The following is a 16,445-nucleotide window of genomic DNA, read 5'->3' as shown; positions in this document are numbered from 1 at the left end:
CATTGACTTTATTGGTCACTAATCACAGAATGCGGAAACTGTCCTGTTACTTCAAAAGGGTTTCCCATGCTCAGGCTCACTTCAGCCCGCCTTGCCATATGTCTTCTGCCGTTTGCCCTCGCGGCATGCGGCGATATTTCCGCGAGTGACGATCCGCGCACTAAGCCACCGCTTGTCAGATCCGCCTCTGTCGAGATGGCGAACCCTACCGCCCGCGCCTTCACGGGCGTGGTGGTGGCAAGAACGCAAAGCGACCTGGGCTTCAGGGTTCAGGGAAAAATCCTCGAACGCCTGGTGGATACCGGGCAGACCGTCAGACAGGGACAGCCTTTGCTGCGTCTCGATCCTGTTGACCTGAAATTACAGGCCCAGGCGCAGCAGCGCGCAGTGGATGCTGCCCAGGCGCGGGCGAGAAAAGCCACCAGCGATGAGGCGCGTTATCGCGGTCTGGTGGCGTCCGGCGCGGTGTCCGCCGCGGAGTACGATCAGATTAAAGCGGCGGCCGATACGGCCAGGGCGGATCTCAGCGCCGCCCGGGCGCAGGCCAACGTGGCGCAAAACGCCACGGGCTATGCCGTCCTGCTGGCGGATTCAGACGGCGTGGTGATGGAGACGCTTGCCGAACCCGGTCAGGTGGTCAGCGCCGGACAGGTGGCGATCCGCCTTGCCAGAGCGGGACAGCGCGAAGCGCTCGTGCAGCTTCCGGAGACGCTGCGCCCTGCCGTCGGCAGCGAAGCACGGGCCACGCTTTATGGCCGTGAACAACACCCGGTCACCGCCACGTTGCGCCTGCTGTCTGACTCCGCGGATGCCACAACCCGGACGTATGAAGCACGCTACGTGCTGGCAGGCCAGCTGGCGAACGCGCCGCTGGGGGCAACCGTCACGCTCAGCCTTGAAGACCCGAAAGCGGAAGGTCAGGCCATGCAGGTCCCGCTGGCCTCACTCTACGATGCGGGTAAAGGGCCCGGCGTCTGGCGCATTTCCGCCCAGCCGGCAAAGGTCATATGGACGCCGGTTAAGGTGCTGAGCGTGGGTGAAGACGCGGTCCAGATCGCGGGCGGCGTGAAGCCCGGGGAGAAGATCGTTGCGTTAGGCGCCCATCTTCTGCACGAAGGTGAAGTTGTCAGGCTGGCAGAACAGCGCCATGCCGCTCCGGCGGAGAACGCGCCATGAGCGGAAGTCGCTTCAACCTGTCAGCGCTGGCCGTCCGCGAGCGTTCCGTCACGCTGTTTCTGATCGTTCTGGTGACGATTGCCGGTATTTACGCCTTTTTTGGGCTCGGGCGCGCGGAAGATCCGCCCTTCACCGTGAAGCAGATGACGGCGATTGCCGTCTGGCCGGGTGCGACCGCACAGGAGATCCAGGATCAGGTCGCGGAGCCGCTGGAAAAGCGCCTGCAGGAACTCAAATGGTATGACCGTACCGAAACCTATACCCGCCCCGGCATGGCGTATATCACGCTGTCGTTGCAGGACAAGACCCCGCCAGCCGAAGTGCAGGAGGAGTTCTATCAGGCGCGTAAGAAGCTTGGTGATGAATCCCTGCGTCTTCCGGCGGGCGTCATTGGCCCGATGATCAATGATGAATTCTCGGATGTCACCTTTGCCCTCTTTGCCCTGAAAGCAAAAGGCGAACCGCAGCGGCAGCTGGTACGCGATGCCGAAGGCCTGCGCCAGCAGCTTCTGCACGTTCCCGGGGTGAAAAAAGTGAACATTATCGGCGAACAGGCCGAGCGGATTTATATCGCCTTCTCCCATGATCGTCTGGCCACGATGGGCCTCTCACCGCAGGATATTTTCAATGCCCTCAATAGCCAGAATGCCCTGGCCGCGGCGGGGGCCATTGAGACCCGGGGCGCGCAGATTTTTATCCGCCTGGACGGCGCGTTCGATGAACTGCAGAAAATCCGCGATACGCCTTTAGTCGCCCAGGGCAAAACGCTCACGCTGTCGGATGTGGCAACGGTTGAACGAGGCTATGAAGATCCCCCGACGATGCTGATACGCAATCAGCATGAACCCGCCCTGCTGCTGGGCGTTGTCATGCGTGAGGGCTGGAACGGCCTGGCGCTGGGTAAAGCGCTGGATGCGGAGACGGCGAAAATCAACGATAGCCTGCCGCTTGGCATGACCCTGACCAAAGTCACCGACCAGTCCGTGAATATCCGCTCCTCGGTCGATGAGTTTATGATCAAATTCTTCGTCGCCCTGCTTGTGGTCATGGTGGTCTGTTTTGTCAGCATGGGCTGGCGCGTGGGGGTGGTGGTTGCGGCGGCGGTGCCGCTGACCCTGGCGGTCGTTTTCGTGGTGATGGAGGCCGCGGGAATAAACTTTGACCGCGTCACGCTGGGCTCCCTGATCCTCGCCCTCGGCCTGCTGGTTGACGATGCCATTATCGCCATCGAAATGATGGTGGTGAAGATGGAGGAAGGTTACGACAGAATCAAAGCCTCGGCCTACGCCTGGAGCCACACCGCCGCGCCGATGCTGGCCGGTACCCTGGTGACGGCGATTGGCTTTATGCCGAATGGGTTTGCCCAGTCGACCGCCGGGGAATACACCAGCAATATGTTCTGGATTGTCGGCCTCGCCCTGATTGCCTCATGGTTTGTTGCGGTGGTGTTCACGCCGTATCTGGGGGTGAAGATCCTGCCGGCGATCCCCAAAGTGGAAGGCGGCCATGCCGCCATCTATAACACGCCTCGCTATAACCGCTTTCGCCAGCTGCTTGGCCGCGTTATCGCCAGAAAATGGCGCGTGGCCGGCTCCGTGGTCGCCATTTTCATTCTGGCCGTGCTCGGCATGGGGCTGGTAAAAAAACAGTTCTTCCCGACCTCCGATCGCCCGGAAGTGCTGGTTGAAGTGCAGATGCCTTATGGCACCTCGATTGCGCAAACCAGCGCCGCTACCGCAAAAATAGAAGCGTGGCTGGGCAAGCAGCCGGAAGCCAAAATCGTCACGGCCTATATTGGTCAGGGCTCGCCCCGTTTCTATCTGGCAATGGCCCCCGAGCTGCCCGATCCCTCTTTTGCGAAAATCGTGATCCTGACGGACAGCGAGACGTCACGCGAGGCGCTCAAGTTCAGGCTCAGGGAGGCCGTTGCCAGCGGCCTTGCGCCCGAAGCCCGCGTGCGGGTGACGCAGCTGGTGTTTGGCCCCTACTCGCCTTTCCCGGTTGCCTGGCGCGTGTCGGGGCCGGATGTCAAACAGGTGCAGGACATCGCCGAACGGGTGAAAGCCGTGCTTCAGGCAAGCCCGATGATGCGAACCGTTAACACCGACTGGGGCTCGCGCGTTCCGGTGCTCCATTTCACTCTCGATCAGAACCGCCTGCAGGCGACCGGCTTAACCTCCAGCGCCGTTGCCGGGCAGCTTCAGTTCCTGCTCTCCGGCGTGCCTGTCACCTCCGTGCGGGAAGATATTCGATCGGTAGCGGTCGTTGCCCGCGCGGCGGGTGATATCCGCCTTGACCCGGCAAAAATCGAAGGCTTTACCCTGGTCGGCAATGCGGGACAGCGCGTGCCGCTGTCTCAAATTGGCAAGATAGAGGTCGGCATGGAAGACCCGATCCTGCGCCGCCGCGATCGCACCCCCACGATTACCGTACGGGGCGATATCGCCGACAATCTTCAGCCGCCGGACGTGTCGGTCGCCATCATGAAGCAGCTCCAGCCGATCGTTGATTCGCTGCCGGCTGGCTACCGCATTGACATGGCGGGGTCGATTGAGGAGTCGGGTAAAGCCACGCAGGCCATGTTACCGCTGTTCCCGATCATGATTGCCCTGACGCTGCTGATCATCATTTTGCAGGTGCGCTCACTCTCCGCGATGGTCATGGTGTTCTTAACCGCGCCGCTGGGGCTGATTGGCGTCGTGCCGACCCTGCTGATATTTAATCAGCCGTTTGGCATCAACGCGCTGGTCGGCCTGATCGCCCTCTCCGGCATTCTGATGCGCAATACGCTGATCCTGATCGGTCAAATCGATCATAACCAGAAGGACGGCCTCGATCCGTTCCAGGCGGTGGTCGAGGCGACGGTCCAGCGCGCACGCCCGGTTTTATTGACCGCCATGGCGGCCGTGCTGGCGTTCATTCCCCTGACGCATTCGGTGTTCTGGGGCACGCTGGCCTGGACGCTGATCGGCGGAACGCTGGGCGGGACGATCATTACGCTCGTCTTCCTGCCCGCGATGTATGCGATCTGGTTCCGGATCCGCCCGGTTGAACAACGCGTGCAGCCTGCCACGGAAAACGTGTAAACTACCATCAGTAGATAACTGACCCGAGGCAAGCATGGTTGTTAAGCGCTTAAGAAAAGAGGACCGCCGCGTGCAGCTGCTGGAGGTTGCGCGAGGGATCGTGCGTCAGCAAGGCACGGAGGCGTTGACCCTTGGCTATCTGGCAGAACGGGCTAACGTGACCAAGCCCATCCCCTACGACCACTTTGGCGATCGTGAAGGGCTATTGATAGCGCTGTACCAGGACTATAGCGATCGGCAGCTGGCAAAATTCCGCGAGACGCTGGCGGTGGACAGCAAAACGCTGGAGAAGACGATCCGCTTTTTCAGCACGGCCTATATCGACTGTGCGATTGCCGCCGGACCTGAAACCGGGCCAATCGCCGCGGCGCTGTCCGGTTCTCGCGCGCTGCAGACGTTTCGGGAAGCGTGCGTGGCCGAATGTGCCGACTGCCTGCGCACCGCGCTTTCGCCTTTTATCGTCTTAAAAGGCGTTCAGGGAGAAGCGGTACTGACGGCCATCATTGGCGCGGCGGAGGCGCTCAGCACCGCGGCGGGCAACGGCGTGCTCGCCCGAAATGTGGCAGAAGATATGCTCTGCGGCGCCATGACCGGGGTGCTGGAGACCTACGCGAATAGCACAAAATGATCGCCGGGGGCGGATTGACACCTAAGTTACCAATAGTAATATGGGCATCACTTCTCCCCCATCTGGAGGTCGCTATGTCTGCAACACATGCCATTAAAAACGCGCTGATCGTGACGGCACACCCGATCGACAATTCGTTATCCCATACGCTGGCAGCCCGCATTGCCGGGAAATTACGCGAGGAAGGTACGCAGGTTGAGATCGCCGATCTGCATGCTGAAGGGTTTAATCCGTCGATGACCCGCGCCGATCTCGATTTGTATCACGGCGATCCGAGCGCCCTTCCCGACGATATTCTGCGCGAGCAGCAGCGCGTCGAGCGCGCGGATATGCTGGTATTCGTCTTCCCGGTGTACTGGTGGTCGGTTCCCGCGCTGTTGAAAGGCTGGTTCGATCGCGTGTTAACCCTGAACTGGGCGTATAAGGTGGCCGACGACGGCCGGATTGTGGGCAACTTACGGGATGTTCCCGTCCGCCTGATTGCCACTGGCGGTAGCGATCTCACCGGATTTGATAAACACGGCTATTCGACGGCGATTCAGACACAGATAATCGAAGGGGTATTTGGCTTCTGCGGGTTGAAGAACGTTAAGCTCGATATCCTTTACCAGGCAGACACGGCGACGCCCGAGCAGGTTGACGAATTCCTGAGCGAGATCGGCAACCTAAAATAATATCGGCTATCCAGCCAGCAACGACGTGCCTCCTTCGCCATAAGGAGGCACGAGTTCTCGATGTTACTAACCGTCAGAGATCCTGCTGGCAAACCGGAACTCTCTTTTTTATGATTATTCAAAAAATAACGAGAAAAGGCCTATCGTCATCACTACACTCATAATCACCTGAATCAAAATAATAAAAAAAGCGATCCCACCCAATACCGTGATTTTTCGACGCAGAATGAAAGTTATGCCGGAAAGTACAGCACTGAACAGAATGGCTTTAAGTATATAGGAAAGCGGCACCATGGCCGGGTGACCGGTCTGTACTCCAGCAAGCCCAATGAGACCCAGTAGAAAATTACCGCAAATTCCCCATCCCCAGAAAGTCATCGGTAAGCTCATCTGCCCCGCGACTAATCTTTTCAACATACGCACATCCTTTTTGTGATTTTTTATCGAAACACAACGGTTTTTATCCAGTCTCTCGCACTATTGGATTGTGCAATAAGTCGAGCCGACAAATACGCAACTACCAAATATGCTGATATGATTTTGTTCATCTTTACATGCATATTGATGGTATTGAAAAGAACTATCGGCAGCAAATTTTTAAAGTTTAACGGCTCGTCCGAATATGATTTAAAAGATATATCAGCGAAGGTCATAACATGTTTACGTCAGTTCAGCCAACACCCCCCCTCACCACCACCGGACCCTTCGGCGGTGCGAGCGTATCTGTAGTGAACGACTGACAAACAGAACCTCAATCCCCCGCCGACATGGACGGGGAAATGTTTCTCCGTTCACCACCTTCTGAATGGAGAAAGGAAATGGTTTCATCTGACAATGCTCTCTTGATTATCGACATGCAGCAGGGCCTCTTTCGGGGCCCGATTTCCCCTCGCTCCGCCGATGCCGTTCTGACCAATATCCGCTTGTTAATCGCCAACGCCCGAGACGCGCAGGTATCCGTCTTTTTTGCCCGCCATATTGGGCCGGACGACTCCCCCTTCTCAGAAAAGGGGCCGTTAACACAGCTGATACCTGAACTGGACGTGAAGGAGCAGGACGTTGTTTTCACCAAGCGCTATCCCAGCTGTTTTCGGGATACGGTATTGCTGCGTGAACTTAATCAGAGAGGCATCAAACAGCTGGTCATTGCCGGGATGAAAACAGAGTTTTGCGTCGATACGACCTGCCGGGCCGCACCGGAGCTGGGTTTCAGGACGGTATTAATTTCAGATGCGCATACCACAATGGATAATGACTGTTTATCCGCCAGCGACATTATTGCCCATCACAACAACACGCTGGCAGGCCCGTTTGTGACGCTGTCGACTGCTCGTGACTGGCTTTTTAGTACGGTGAGTGGACTCAGGTGAGCGCTTATCTCTTTACCCGGCTCGCCTTTCCGCGCGCCGGGCACATAAGAGAATAATTACAGGGTAAAACCACCGTCACCCACCTGTGCCTGAGCGTACCATTGCATCAGCTTCTCGGTGCCGGGCTCGTTTTCTGCCGGTGACCATGGGGCGGTATCATGCTCGGGCACGGGCTGATACGCCCCGTGTTTAACCTCAAAAATGACGCCGCCTTTATCCAGCGACAGCACGGCATGCCAGGTTCCGGCATCCATCTCCAGGACTTTACACTCTTCGCCTAACACCACGCGCCGGGTCACGTTGCCGCTGTCGTCAAAATTCAGCACCAGAAAGCGGCCGCTCAGCGCCGTCAGCAGTTCAAACGTGTGCGGATGGCGATGGGGCCGGACATAGGTACCGGGTTCCATTGCAATGGCCAGGCGCTGCACCGGGTCGCTCAGGTCAGGGTGTAAATTACGGTGCGCGCGTAAGCGAGGAGAATGTGCGGCCTGCTCGCTTTGCTGCTGCAGGTCACTGAAAGTAATCTGTTTCATATACGCCTTTAGGTATGTGGGCTGTCTGCGGCAACCCGGTTGCCGCAGGACGTTATACCATCCTGAACGGTCGAGGCGCGATGGGATTTGTGAAACAAATCACTGCCGGGCGAGTGGTCAATCCCCCGGCAGGAAGCTCATCAGTAGAACTGACATGAAAACCGCCATTCCCCTTCTGATGACCGGTGAAAGTAACCGATACCGTTATCCGCCCACATCCAGTTTACTTTTTCTTCTGACCCAACCTGAAAAACAAACTCTTCGATTCCCACACCGTGTTGTATCTCAGTCGGAAATCCCCCTACCTTGGTTCCCCTGTATCGATTGAAATCTTCAAAAAAACTATCACTGGCCTGCTCATCATCATTTACGCAAGAGAGATCAATAATATCCCAGGCATCTTCCCATCCAGGAGCATCGTCAATGACACTCAGCCAATGAACTGGAAACGGCCGATACGGCGTGTCCAATTCAGGCAATGGCTGAAGCCCTTCGAGGCTGGCATACTCGCGAATTAACCATCCTTCACCGTGCGGTTCGTCAAAGGGATGTTGTTCCACATTGTGAAACAACACCAGAAGGGCTATGCCCTTCAACTGGTCAGGAATAACAGGAAGCTCGTCGACCCTGATCTGAAGAAGTGGAAACATGGGTTTGCCCTTCCAGGTGGGTAATCCTTCATCTGCACGAGAAACGCCCTTCAGAAACCATGACGTAATGGGATCTTCAGGCGGCCGGAACCCACCGACCTGCGCGACCGATGCGGGTCTTAGCCTGGTCCGGAGTTCTTCTAAAACTGACGCACTCTCTAATCTCATGTTTGCTCGCCTCTGTAGACGCTTGTCGGACAGATATTCTGCTGTTCATTGTAAGTTAATCATCACATCTGGAGAATCTCATTGAAAAATAAAACCTATGTTGAGTAAAACTCACATTGATTCCCACTATTTCTCGTTTTTCAAACCTGATCGCACTGAAATACCATCCCTTCATTCCCGGTCTCTTCCTGACCTGGAACAGAGAGCGAAACTCAAATAATAAATACACCTGCATGCATATGGAGTACGTATGACACTCGATGTTTTATTTCATCTAATGAAAATGATCTCACCTGAAAAAAACATCGCGGGTGAAAATATACATGCGTTAATGACGTTACTTTCGTCAGAAAACGATAGCGGTGAGGTGCTTTCGCCCTTTATTCATCGACTGCATCTTCTGTCTTTCGCCCAAAGCAATCCGCGTAACGCCGAAGAGCTGCTCTCTGCGCATTTACCCAAAGACGACGGGATCCTTCCGGTTCTGGACTTCGCGGACTGGCCCCGGGTGCGTTACGCCGCTTCAGGCGAAGTTCAGACGCCTGAATCTGAGGAGTACTTCCGTGAAATGACATCGGCTACCAATCTATTACGTTCTGCGCTGATCGAAGCTGAACGCGCAAAGGGAACCCCTGCGCTATATATACTGGATAAATTACTCAACCTGAACAGCGCCCTGCCGGAAAGATATAAAAAGATGGCAAATATTCCCTACGCATAAATACGTTCACTGTGCGGAATATCTCCCTGTTAATATTCCGCTATTTATTAAATCCGCTTTTCATTGAAATCAAGACAGACAATATCCAAAGAGGGCACCACTGGCGCATTAAGGTTAAGCCAGGCCAGCAACCGTTCAATACTCTGTCCTCTGAGCGAATTTTTGGGCCAGACAAGGTAGTAACCGTCCCCTGTTGCTATCGCCTCCCTGAAGGGCAGCGCGAGAAGGCCGCTTTTCAGCGCGTCGAGCGTGAGCCGGAGATCCGCCATCGCTACGCCGTGTCCATGCATGGCCGCAAGGCTGCCCTGCTCCAGGGTGTCGAACACGATCCCGCCGCCCATGTCGAGGCCGGGGAATAAGCCCGTCCTTTTCAGCCAGCGCTTCCAGTCCCGTCTGTCCGGTGACGGATGAATAAGATCGCACTCTGGAAGCCGATGCCGGGCAGGCTCCAGCAAAGACGGCGTACAAACCGGAATAAGCCATTCGCTGAACAGCAGCCGGCTCTCCGTTGACTCGCCAAAATAGCCGTTCCCGAGGAGGATCGCACAATCGTAGGGCTCGCGGCTGAAGTCAACGGTGTCGAAGTCCATCCAGACGCTGGCGATTTCGATTTTCGGCTTCGCGTGGTTCTCGCGAAAGGATTTAAGCACATTGAGGAGCCATCGCATCGTCAGGGTGCTGGGGGCTTTGAGGCGCAGAAGGTGGTTTTCACTTTTGAATGCGCGACAGGCCCACTCAATATTCGAGAAACTTTCGCTAAGCTGCCCGGCCAGAATGCGCCCGGCGTCGCTGACCTCCACTCTCGGACCTTGCCGCTTAAACAGCTCGCAGTCAAACCACATCTCAAGCGTCCGGACATGCCTGCTGACCGCCCCCGGCGTGATGTTCAGGACTTCAGCCGCTTTGCTAAAGGAGTTCAGCCGTGCGGCAACTTCGAACGCGCGCAGCGCATACAGTGGCGGTAAAGACATACGTTCCCTTTTTGTCAGGTGTAATCATGCTGTTTTTGTATTATCGGCACTCGGTGACGTTTCATCCCATTCCTCGACCGGAAACGTCAGCAGCAGCACCCTGAGCAGGGACTCAAGCTGCGCGCGTTGCGCCTCAGAGAGGTTTCTCAGCAGCGCATTTTGCGTTTCCGTATGCACGAGCAGCGCCTGTTCGATACGCTCCTGCCCGTGCGGCGTCAGGCTGACGAGCGAGCTGCGCTTGTCGTCGGGATCGGCAATCCGCCTGATAAGGCCTTGCTGTTCGAGATGGTTGAGCCGGTTCGTCATCGCCCCTGAGGTGATCAACAGGGATGTATACAGCTGCGTGGGCGAAAGGCAGTACGGCTCCCCGGCGCGGCGCAGCGTGGCGAGGACGTCAAACTCGCCCTCGCGAAAGCCAAACGGCGCCATGGCCAGCGCGCGTTCTTTTCCCAGGTGCTTCATCAGCCTGAGCATTCGGCCAAAAATTTTCATCGACGAGGCGTCCAGCTCGGGCATGGCGCGGCTCCACTGGCCGACAACGAAGTCTACATGGTCTTTCATCTTCACCCCGTATGGCGTGGGAATTTATCGAGTTGTGCGGTACATCTTACACTAAAACAGATTTTATCTTAACGTTAAGATAAATGCTCGCGGCAATTTGCCCGGGCCATTCACACCCGAAAAGGATGCCATGTTGAAACGCACGTCACCGTTACTCTTCGCTATTATCGCTTTTATCGTCGGGCTGAACCTGCGCCCCATTCTGGCCTCGGTTGGCCCCCTGTTCTCCGTGCTGCAGCGCGAAGCAGGGCTGACCGCGACGCAATTCAGCCTGCTGACCACCCTGCCGGTGGCGATGATGGGACTGGCTGCCCTGTGTGGCCCCTGGCTTTTAGCCAGGATCGGTGCCGTCAGGGGAATTATGCTCGGGCTGTTCATCCTGCTGGTAGCCTGTTCATTACGCGGTTTTAGCACCTCGCTGACGGGTTTGATGGGCACAGCGTTACTGGGCGGGGCCAGCATCGGCACGATCCAGGCGTTAATGCCTGCCCTGATAAAAAAGGCGTATACGCAAACGGCCAGCACGATCATGTCGCTATTCAGCACGGGCATTATGGCCGGTGCGGCAGTCGCCGCCGCCAGCGCCGAGCCGCTGTTTTCATGGCTCACGCTGAAGCCCGCGCTGGCTATGGCAGGCGTGCTTGCGCTGCTGGCGCTGATGCTGTGGTTACCCCTGGTTAAGCAGCCTCAAGGTGAACAAACAGCACATGAATCCGTTACGCTCTCTTCCTCCCGGACTGGACTCCTTCTGCTCTTTTTCGGCGTGGGGACGGGTGCCTACACGCTGGTCTTAGCCTGGCTGCCCCCGCTCTATATTCAGGCAGGATGGTCCGCACGCAGCAGCGGCTATATGCTGGCCTGGCTGACCTTAACCGAGGTGGCCGCCGGGTTTGCCGTCTCCGCGCTGATCGGTAAATTCCCCGACCGCCGTGTTCCGCTGATAACTGTACTGTTACTGCTGCTGGCGGGGTTACTGTGTCTGGTCTTCTCTCCAGGTACCACGCCGGTCTTATCAACCTTGCTGCTTGGCATCGGTATCGGCGCCCTCTTCCCGCTGTCGCTTATCGTCACGTTCGATCATGCGCGAACGCCCGCGCAGGCCGGGAAGTTACTGTCTAAAGTTCAGGGAGGAGGATATATGATCGCCGCGCTCATGCCGCTAGTTGCCGGGATCGTTCGCGACAGTTCGGTCTCGCTGACCAGCGCCTGGCTGGTGATGAGTGCGGGAGTCGTGCTGTTAATCGTTATCGCGTTCACTTTCAAACCCGCCGCGAACGTGCAGGCGCGGTGAATGCGATACCAGAATTGAGAGTCGTATTTCAGACAGCTCTACGCTAAATTCCATCATTTCAGGCTATTAAGGAGTGGATATGTCGCAGACGTTACCGGAAATTGATGTCATGTTCGTCGCCGGGTTCGGGCCCATTTCACAGGATACAGCGTCCAGCACCGCGTTTTATATCCAGACACTCGGTCTGCCGCTGAAGCCGATGGAGGGCAATGCCGATTATCTGCTCACTGAAGAGGGACGCTTACCGGGCGTGAAGCATTTTGCCGTCTGGCCGCTGTCACAGGCGGCAACGTCCTGTTTTGGTAAATCGGAATGGCCAGTGGAGCATCCGATACCGCAGGGATGGATTGAATACGAGGTGCAGGATCTCGATTCCGCTACCCGTGTTCTGAGTGAAAAAGGCTATCGGTTGTTGGTCGCCAACCGCACGGAACCGTGGGGACAAACCGTTACTCGCCTGCTCAGCCCGGAAGGTTTGCTGACCGGACTAACAGTTACGCCGTGGCTGCGTGGATAGAGGATGTTATAAGGTGCTGGCTTATATCACGATAGGGACAAATGACTTTCAGCTCGCCGTGAACTTTTATGACGCTATTTTTAACGTGCTGGGCTATTCACGTCTGCCCGCCTGGACTGATAGCTGGGCAATGTGGGGAAACGAAAATCATCCGGATGACGAATTTAGCTTCTGCATTTGTCCTCCTTTTGACCAGCAACCCGCGACGGCGGGAAACGGGACAATGTTCGCATTCAGAGCCGATAGCGCGGAAATTGTCAGACGCTTCCATGCAGCGGGCCTCCGTGCGGGAGGAAAGGATGAAGGCGTGCCCGGTACACGAACCGCCTACGGCCCCGATTTTTATGTTGCCTATCTGCGCGATCCTGACGGGCATAAACTGGCGTGCGTTTGCCAGCATTATTCTCCTGATGCAGATAAGCTATCAGGCGAAGAAGAGTCACTTCACTAATAAAATTTTGCGGTAAGGACCGGTAGACACCCAGTCCTGCGGAGATCACTTCAACTCCAGCGTGCTTATTACATGGGCAATATCCGCGATGTCGCCAGCTGACAACGGTTGCAGAGGGCGAGGCAGGCAATCCATGTCGGTAAGCCCAAGCACGCCAGCCGCAGCGGCAATAACGCGAATACTTCCGCCATGTTTCCGGAAGAGCGACCACAACGGCTCAAGGCGGGTTGTCAGGGCTGTAACGCGTTGATGATCGTTTGCCGCCGCAGCTTCGGTGATTTGTTTCGCCATCTCAGGGAACAGACCGCCACACACGGAATACCACACTTCACAACCGGCGTTTAATCCCAGCCCCGCATAAGCGTCGCCACTAATACCGATTGTTACGCCAGGACGCAAAAGTTGACGTAACGCATTCACCCGTTCAATCGCTGCAGCGTGGCTATCCGGGACGCCAGGGATCTTGACCGAGCGAACCCCCTCAAGTGAGGAGAGACGACCGTGAAGTTCATCCGTAAAGGTAAAATGCGTAGTGCCCGGATTATCATAGATACACACCGGTACAGACGCGTGCCGGGTAACGGTCTCAAAGAGTGAAAAGACTTCTTCGTCACGGAGTGGCTGGTAGCTGACCGCCGGGAGTAACAGCGCATTCGCACCAGCTGCCTGTGCATCCTCTGCCAGATGCAGAATGGCATCGGTACTGACCGCTCCCACACACACCATAACGGGGATGTTCCCTGCATGCTGTTTAGCCAGCGTTGCTACGCGCTTGCGCTGCTCCCGGGTCAGATAGGCGTAGCTTCCGGTTGACCCCAGGATGCCCATAGAATCAACCCGAGCGTCTGTAAGACGGGAAAGAATATGGCTAAAACCCTTTTCATCCACGCCGCGGGCAGTGACTGGGGTTAATGGAAACGCCGACAAACCGGTAAACATAACTCTTTCTCCTGAAAGGTATTACTGCTGTTGTTCTTCGATGAGAGTAACTTCAAACCACAGACCGGGCATCATTTTTTCCAGGCCGTCGGTCAGCATCTTGCCGGCTTCGTGAAGTCTATCCAGCGGCATCTGCGGGAGACTCTCCAGAATGAACCACATTTGCTGAGCCTCCACGCCTAAGCGGGTTCTGATCCCCTGTCGCCAGTTCCAGCGACGGCAGGTCACGCCGATATCATCACACCAGATAACCTCGCCTTGTGAAGGATACTCAACGGTGGCCTCTCCCTCTTTGACGGTATCAAAAGGCTCTGTTCCTTTTGCCACAGTCAGACGCGGCGCCCCCTGATAGGCAGAGAGATTCTCTCCACCAACCGGAACGGCATAGCGGAGACTAACGGCATTATAAAGATCAACGATAGGATCGAGCGCTGGCATCGTTCCGTCACGTAACACGCGCTTGCGTAACGCATCTGCTGAGCAAGGGGTGCGTTTAGGTTTAGCACCAAACTTTTGAAAAACGTCGGCCCATGCCGCCAGATGAGAGTCCGCCCAATCTGGTTCACCGGCCAGAACGGCTTCACAGGCTTCATGCAGCGCCGTTTCCCCAATGTCGGGATTAAGCACTGGCGCAGCTTTTACGCAAATGCTCAGTGCACGAAAACCGGGAGCAATACGATAAATTTCAGGGGTAATTGACGGAGATACTGTTAGCACGTGATAATCCTGTAATGACCAATTTATTCCATGATAATGACCAATGACCAAAAAAGTCAATTTAATGACCGATGCGAACGCTATCGTCAATACTGTGAATGAAGCCGTATCTCAGCGAATTAAACTCTATCGTAAGCATAAGAAGATATCCCTCGATGAACTCTCCCGTCGGGCAGGCGTCAGCAAGGGAGCGCTGGTTGAGATAGAGGGATGCCGGGCGAATCCCAGCATTGCCCTGTTATGCCGCCTGGCTGCCGCAATGGGGGTTTCGGTGGCTGATTTTGTGGATGTCAGTTCAAAACCGACCGTGCATCTCATTGCTGAAGATGAGATCCCAGAATTGTGGGAAGGTGAAAAAGGCGGGAGAGCAAGATTGCTCGCAGGGTCAGGTGGCCCTGATATGACCGAGCTCTGGATGTGGGAAATGCAGCCGGGGGAAAAGTTTGCGTCCCCCGGCCACACGGAAGGTACGCTTGAACTGTTTTATGTGCAGTCGGGCACGCTCACACTCGGCGTTCAGGAACACGTGTATCGGGTAAATACTGGCTGTTCGGCTACCGCCAGAACGGACGTTCCTCATTTCTATGAAAACCAGGGGGAGAACCCGCTGGTATTTATCATGACAGTACATGAAAAAGCATCCTGAGCATTCCCCGGCATAGAGGACAGCCCTGTGCCTCATCACAAGTAGCCCAAAAGGAGGAGTTCGGTGAATAATCAGCATTTGCGTTTTACCAAAGACAAATTTATTGTCACAACCGATCCCAGCTTTTTTCAGCTAGAAGCCATTCACGATTACCTCTCGCAATCGTCCTGGGCTCCTGGTATTGATGCTGAAACGGTCAGGATATCAATCCAGAACAGCCTTTGTTTCGCGCTCCTGGATGGAACAAGACAAATCGGCTTCGCCCGTCTGGTCACAGACTATGCCACTTTTGGTTATTTGTGTGACGTCTACGTGCTGAACGATTATCAGAAAAGTGGTCTTGGCCGTTGGCTGATTGAATGCTGTCATGCCCATCCATTGTTGTCACGTCTGCGACGGATAATGCTGGTAACCGACAGCGCGCCATGGTTATACCAGAAGCTGGGGTATAACCCATTGAACCGACCAGATTTTGTCTGGCAAATCAATCGACCCGATATTTATCGTAACCCCGGGCAAAAATAAAAGTACTTTGCAGAGAGTAATGATAAATGTGAATCCGCAGGGCCTGTCACTCTGATGCAGAAGAATTTGCTCTTTTAGCCGAACGAATCTTACGACATCCGCTTCTGGCACTGAGCGGATATGCTAACTGAGCTAAAGGTCCGCTGTGAGTGAGAAGCAAACATCTTAAGTAGGTTGTTCTTTTATGCTACTACCTCTATGTAGCCATGTTATATGGCTACATTTATACAGAAGTAAGGATTAGTCTTTTCCCGGACCATAATTAAATTTTGTCCCTTTGCCAATGGCGTAAAACTGTCCGCCAGCAACGTAATGGACAGTACGTAATTCATCTGGTGCATCATCAAAAATCCAGTGCCCATTTTTGAAAACGCGATCATCACTCCATGCTCCGACAATTTCACCCATGAACAAGTTGTGCTGCTTTTCATTTTCTTCATTGGGTATGACCTTACATACTAACCAGCCAGCGCAACCTTCCACTAAAGGCAGATCAAACTCTTTCTGATAAAATAGTGGGATTTTACTATTTTTATCGGGTGTGTCGGAATAACTGTGACCTCCAGCATATAAAACCATTTCCATCTGATTCACTACTGGGATCTGTACAACGTAATATCCGCTTTTTTCTACAAGCCCGCGAGTAAATGCCTGTGGACCTATAAAAGCCATCACTTTGTTATTGCCTACTAATCCCACCCAGGCCGCTGCCATGACATTTTCAATGCCATCATTTTTAGCCGATATCATCGTCGTTGGCCCGACCTGTAATAAACGATAGGCTTTGTTTAACTCTACTGGTTGAATTGACATAATTTACT

At 55.1% G+C, this 16,445-nt stretch carries 19 protein-coding genes; 11 read left to right on the top strand and 8 right to left on the bottom strand.

All coding sequences use genetic code 11. The features are described from left to right. Positions 1-66 precede the first annotated feature (66 nt). From ACHH0Z_RS16460 to ACHH0Z_RS16445, 4 genes are all read left to right on the top strand, one after another. On the top strand, positions 67-1,176 hold the full coding sequence (locus ACHH0Z_RS16460; RefSeq protein ID WP_023327393.1) for an efflux RND transporter periplasmic adaptor subunit: 1,110 nt from the start codon (positions 67-69) through the stop codon (positions 1,174-1,176). Next, a complete protein-coding gene (locus tag ACHH0Z_RS16455; protein ID WP_045410033.1) occupies positions 1,173-4,262 on the top strand; it encodes an efflux RND transporter permease subunit in 3,090 nt (1,029 codons plus the stop codon). Before ACHH0Z_RS16460 ends, ACHH0Z_RS16455 begins: the two co-directional genes overlap by 4 nt. Before the next feature lie 34 nt (positions 4,263-4,296). Then, positions 4,297-4,890 (top strand): TetR/AcrR family transcriptional regulator, encoded by a 594-nt coding sequence (locus ACHH0Z_RS16450; protein WP_045410031.1) that lies wholly within the window; start codon positions 4,297-4,299, stop codon positions 4,888-4,890. Positions 4,891-4,964: 74 nt separating this feature from the next. Next, positions 4,965-5,564: an NAD(P)H-dependent oxidoreductase gene (locus ACHH0Z_RS16445; RefSeq protein ID WP_023292508.1), complete on the top strand. Its 600-nt coding sequence runs from the start codon at positions 4,965-4,967 to the stop codon at positions 5,562-5,564. Between the two features lie 114 nt (positions 5,565-5,678). On the opposite strand, the gene ACHH0Z_RS16440 is transcribed toward ACHH0Z_RS16445, so the two are convergent. Beyond that, a complete protein-coding gene (locus ACHH0Z_RS16440) occupies positions 5,679-5,981 on the bottom strand; it encodes a hypothetical protein (protein WP_032651739.1) in 303 nt (100 codons plus the stop codon). 401 nt (positions 5,982-6,382) lie between these two features. On the opposite strand from ACHH0Z_RS16440, the gene ACHH0Z_RS16435 reads away from it, so the two are divergent. Continuing rightward, on the top strand, positions 6,383-6,934 hold the full coding sequence (locus ACHH0Z_RS16435) for a cysteine hydrolase family protein (protein WP_045410030.1): 552 nt from the start codon (positions 6,383-6,385) through the stop codon (positions 6,932-6,934). A gap of 56 nt (positions 6,935-6,990) precedes the next feature. Here ACHH0Z_RS16435 and ACHH0Z_RS16430 read toward each other — a convergent pair whose 3' ends face one another. Together ACHH0Z_RS16430 and ACHH0Z_RS16425 are read right to left on the bottom strand one after the other, a co-directional pair. After that, on the bottom strand, positions 6,991-7,467 hold the full coding sequence (locus tag ACHH0Z_RS16430) for a WbuC family cupin fold metalloprotein (protein ID WP_045410027.1): 477 nt from the start codon (positions 7,465-7,467) through the stop codon (positions 6,991-6,993). A gap of 140 nt (positions 7,468-7,607) precedes the next feature. Beyond that, positions 7,608-8,285: a DUF1963 domain-containing protein gene (locus ACHH0Z_RS16425; RefSeq protein ID WP_045410024.1), complete on the bottom strand. Its 678-nt coding sequence runs from the start codon at positions 8,283-8,285 to the stop codon at positions 7,608-7,610. A gap of 250 nt (positions 8,286-8,535) precedes the next feature. Between ACHH0Z_RS16425 and ACHH0Z_RS16420 the strand changes: the two genes are divergently transcribed. After that, the gene (locus ACHH0Z_RS16420) at positions 8,536-9,006 is read left to right on the top strand and encodes a hypothetical protein (protein ID WP_032663583.1); all 471 of its coding nucleotides are present in this window, start codon (positions 8,536-8,538) and stop codon (positions 9,004-9,006) included. Between the two features lie 47 nt (positions 9,007-9,053). On the opposite strand, the gene ACHH0Z_RS16415 is transcribed toward ACHH0Z_RS16420, so the two are convergent. Both ACHH0Z_RS16415 and ACHH0Z_RS16410 read right to left on the bottom strand, forming a co-directional pair. Continuing rightward, positions 9,054-9,977 carry a LysR substrate-binding domain-containing protein gene (locus ACHH0Z_RS16415; protein WP_021241350.1) on the bottom strand — a complete coding sequence of 308 codons (924 nt, stop codon included), beginning with the start codon at positions 9,975-9,977 and terminating at the stop codon, positions 9,054-9,056. 24 nt (positions 9,978-10,001) lie between these two features. Beyond that, complete coding sequence (locus ACHH0Z_RS16410) at positions 10,002-10,538, bottom strand: MarR family winged helix-turn-helix transcriptional regulator (RefSeq protein ID WP_045410022.1); 537 nt, start codon at positions 10,536-10,538, stop codon at positions 10,002-10,004. 130 nt (positions 10,539-10,668) lie between these two features. On the opposite strand from ACHH0Z_RS16410, the gene ACHH0Z_RS16405 reads away from it, so the two are divergent. The 3 genes from ACHH0Z_RS16405 to ACHH0Z_RS16395 all read left to right on the top strand — a co-directional run bounded on the left by ACHH0Z_RS16405 (position 10,669) and on the right by ACHH0Z_RS16395 (position 12,797). Continuing rightward, positions 10,669-11,829 (top strand): MFS transporter, encoded by a 1,161-nt coding sequence (locus ACHH0Z_RS16405; RefSeq protein ID WP_045410021.1) that lies wholly within the window; start codon positions 10,669-10,671, stop codon positions 11,827-11,829. 79 nt (positions 11,830-11,908) lie between these two features. After that, on the top strand, positions 11,909-12,346 hold the full coding sequence (locus ACHH0Z_RS16400; RefSeq protein WP_045410019.1) for a VOC family protein: 438 nt from the start codon (positions 11,909-11,911) through the stop codon (positions 12,344-12,346). A gap of 13 nt (positions 12,347-12,359) precedes the next feature. Further along, positions 12,360-12,797, top strand: a complete 438-nt coding sequence (locus tag ACHH0Z_RS16395; RefSeq protein ID WP_072050677.1) for a VOC family protein — start codon at positions 12,360-12,362, stop codon at positions 12,795-12,797. Between the two features lie 45 nt (positions 12,798-12,842). Here ACHH0Z_RS16395 and ACHH0Z_RS16390 read toward each other — a convergent pair whose 3' ends face one another. Together ACHH0Z_RS16390 and ACHH0Z_RS16385 are read right to left on the bottom strand one after the other, a co-directional pair. Beyond that, entirely contained in the window at positions 12,843-13,736 is an 894-nt protein-coding gene (locus ACHH0Z_RS16390; RefSeq protein WP_045410015.1) for a dihydrodipicolinate synthase family protein, read from the bottom strand. Positions 13,737-13,757: 21 nt separating this feature from the next. Beyond that, entirely contained in the window at positions 13,758-14,453 is a 696-nt protein-coding gene (locus ACHH0Z_RS16385) for a B3/4 domain-containing protein (protein WP_045410012.1), read from the bottom strand. 43 nt (positions 14,454-14,496) lie between these two features. Here ACHH0Z_RS16385 and ACHH0Z_RS16380 point away from each other — a divergent pair, with 43 nt between their 5' ends. Together ACHH0Z_RS16380 and ACHH0Z_RS16375 are read left to right on the top strand one after the other, a co-directional pair. Continuing rightward, positions 14,497-15,099 carry an XRE family transcriptional regulator gene (locus tag ACHH0Z_RS16380; protein WP_023292519.1) on the top strand — a complete coding sequence of 201 codons (603 nt, stop codon included), beginning with the start codon at positions 14,497-14,499 and terminating at the stop codon, positions 15,097-15,099. A 63-nt stretch (positions 15,100-15,162) separates the two neighbouring features. Then, positions 15,163-15,624, top strand: coding sequence for a GNAT family N-acetyltransferase (locus ACHH0Z_RS16375; protein ID WP_008502363.1), 462 nt, complete (start codon positions 15,163-15,165; stop codon positions 15,622-15,624). Between the two features lie 240 nt (positions 15,625-15,864). Here ACHH0Z_RS16375 and ACHH0Z_RS16370 read toward each other — a convergent pair whose 3' ends face one another. Continuing rightward, positions 15,865-16,437 (bottom strand): flavin reductase family protein, encoded by a 573-nt coding sequence (locus ACHH0Z_RS16370; protein ID WP_021241342.1) that lies wholly within the window; start codon positions 16,435-16,437, stop codon positions 15,865-15,867. Between the last annotated feature and the right edge of the window lie 8 nt (positions 16,438-16,445).

This window comes from Enterobacter cloacae complex sp. 2024EL-00227, from assembly GCF_043945315.1.
In the GTDB taxonomy this organism is placed as follows: Bacteria; Pseudomonadota; Gammaproteobacteria; order Enterobacterales; family Enterobacteriaceae; genus Enterobacter; species Enterobacter roggenkampii.
The sequence above is the reverse complement of the archived record's forward strand: the minus strand, read 5'-3'. Positions and strand labels throughout refer to the sequence as shown.

Excerpts from the sequence above, each read along its gene's own strand:
- ACHH0Z_RS16460 (WP_023327393.1), top strand. The coding sequence starts at position 67 with ATGCTCAGGCTCACTTCAGCCCGCCTTGCCATATGTCTTCTGCCGTTT.
- ACHH0Z_RS16455 (WP_045410033.1), top strand. The coding sequence starts at position 1,173 with ATGAGCGGAAGTCGCTTCAACCTGTCAGCGCTGGCCGTCCGCGAGCGT.
- ACHH0Z_RS16450 (WP_045410031.1), top strand. The coding sequence starts at position 4,297 with ATGGTTGTTAAGCGCTTAAGAAAAGAGGACCGCCGCGTGCAGCTGCTG.
- ACHH0Z_RS16445 (WP_023292508.1), top strand. The coding sequence starts at position 4,965 with ATGTCTGCAACACATGCCATTAAAAACGCGCTGATCGTGACGGCACAC.
- ACHH0Z_RS16440 (WP_032651739.1), bottom strand. The coding sequence starts at position 5,981 with ATGTTGAAAAGATTAGTCGCGGGGCAGATGAGCTTACCGATGACTTTC.
- ACHH0Z_RS16435 (WP_045410030.1), top strand. The coding sequence starts at position 6,383 with ATGGTTTCATCTGACAATGCTCTCTTGATTATCGACATGCAGCAGGGC.
- ACHH0Z_RS16430 (WP_045410027.1), bottom strand. The coding sequence starts at position 7,467 with ATGAAACAGATTACTTTCAGTGACCTGCAGCAGCAAAGCGAGCAGGCC.
- ACHH0Z_RS16425 (WP_045410024.1), bottom strand. The coding sequence starts at position 8,285 with ATGAGATTAGAGAGTGCGTCAGTTTTAGAAGAACTCCGGACCAGGCTA.
- ACHH0Z_RS16420 (WP_032663583.1), top strand. The coding sequence starts at position 8,536 with ATGACACTCGATGTTTTATTTCATCTAATGAAAATGATCTCACCTGAA.
- ACHH0Z_RS16415 (WP_021241350.1), bottom strand. The coding sequence starts at position 9,977 with ATGTCTTTACCGCCACTGTATGCGCTGCGCGCGTTCGAAGTTGCCGCA.
- ACHH0Z_RS16410 (WP_045410022.1), bottom strand. The coding sequence starts at position 10,538 with ATGAAAGACCATGTAGACTTCGTTGTCGGCCAGTGGAGCCGCGCCATG.
- ACHH0Z_RS16405 (WP_045410021.1), top strand. The coding sequence starts at position 10,669 with ATGTTGAAACGCACGTCACCGTTACTCTTCGCTATTATCGCTTTTATC.
- ACHH0Z_RS16400 (WP_045410019.1), top strand. The coding sequence starts at position 11,909 with ATGTCGCAGACGTTACCGGAAATTGATGTCATGTTCGTCGCCGGGTTC.
- ACHH0Z_RS16390 (WP_045410015.1), bottom strand. The coding sequence starts at position 13,736 with ATGTTTACCGGTTTGTCGGCGTTTCCATTAACCCCAGTCACTGCCCGC.
- ACHH0Z_RS16380 (WP_023292519.1), top strand. The coding sequence starts at position 14,497 with ATGACCAAAAAAGTCAATTTAATGACCGATGCGAACGCTATCGTCAAT.
- ACHH0Z_RS16370 (WP_021241342.1), bottom strand. The coding sequence starts at position 16,437 with ATGTCAATTCAACCAGTAGAGTTAAACAAAGCCTATCGTTTATTACAG.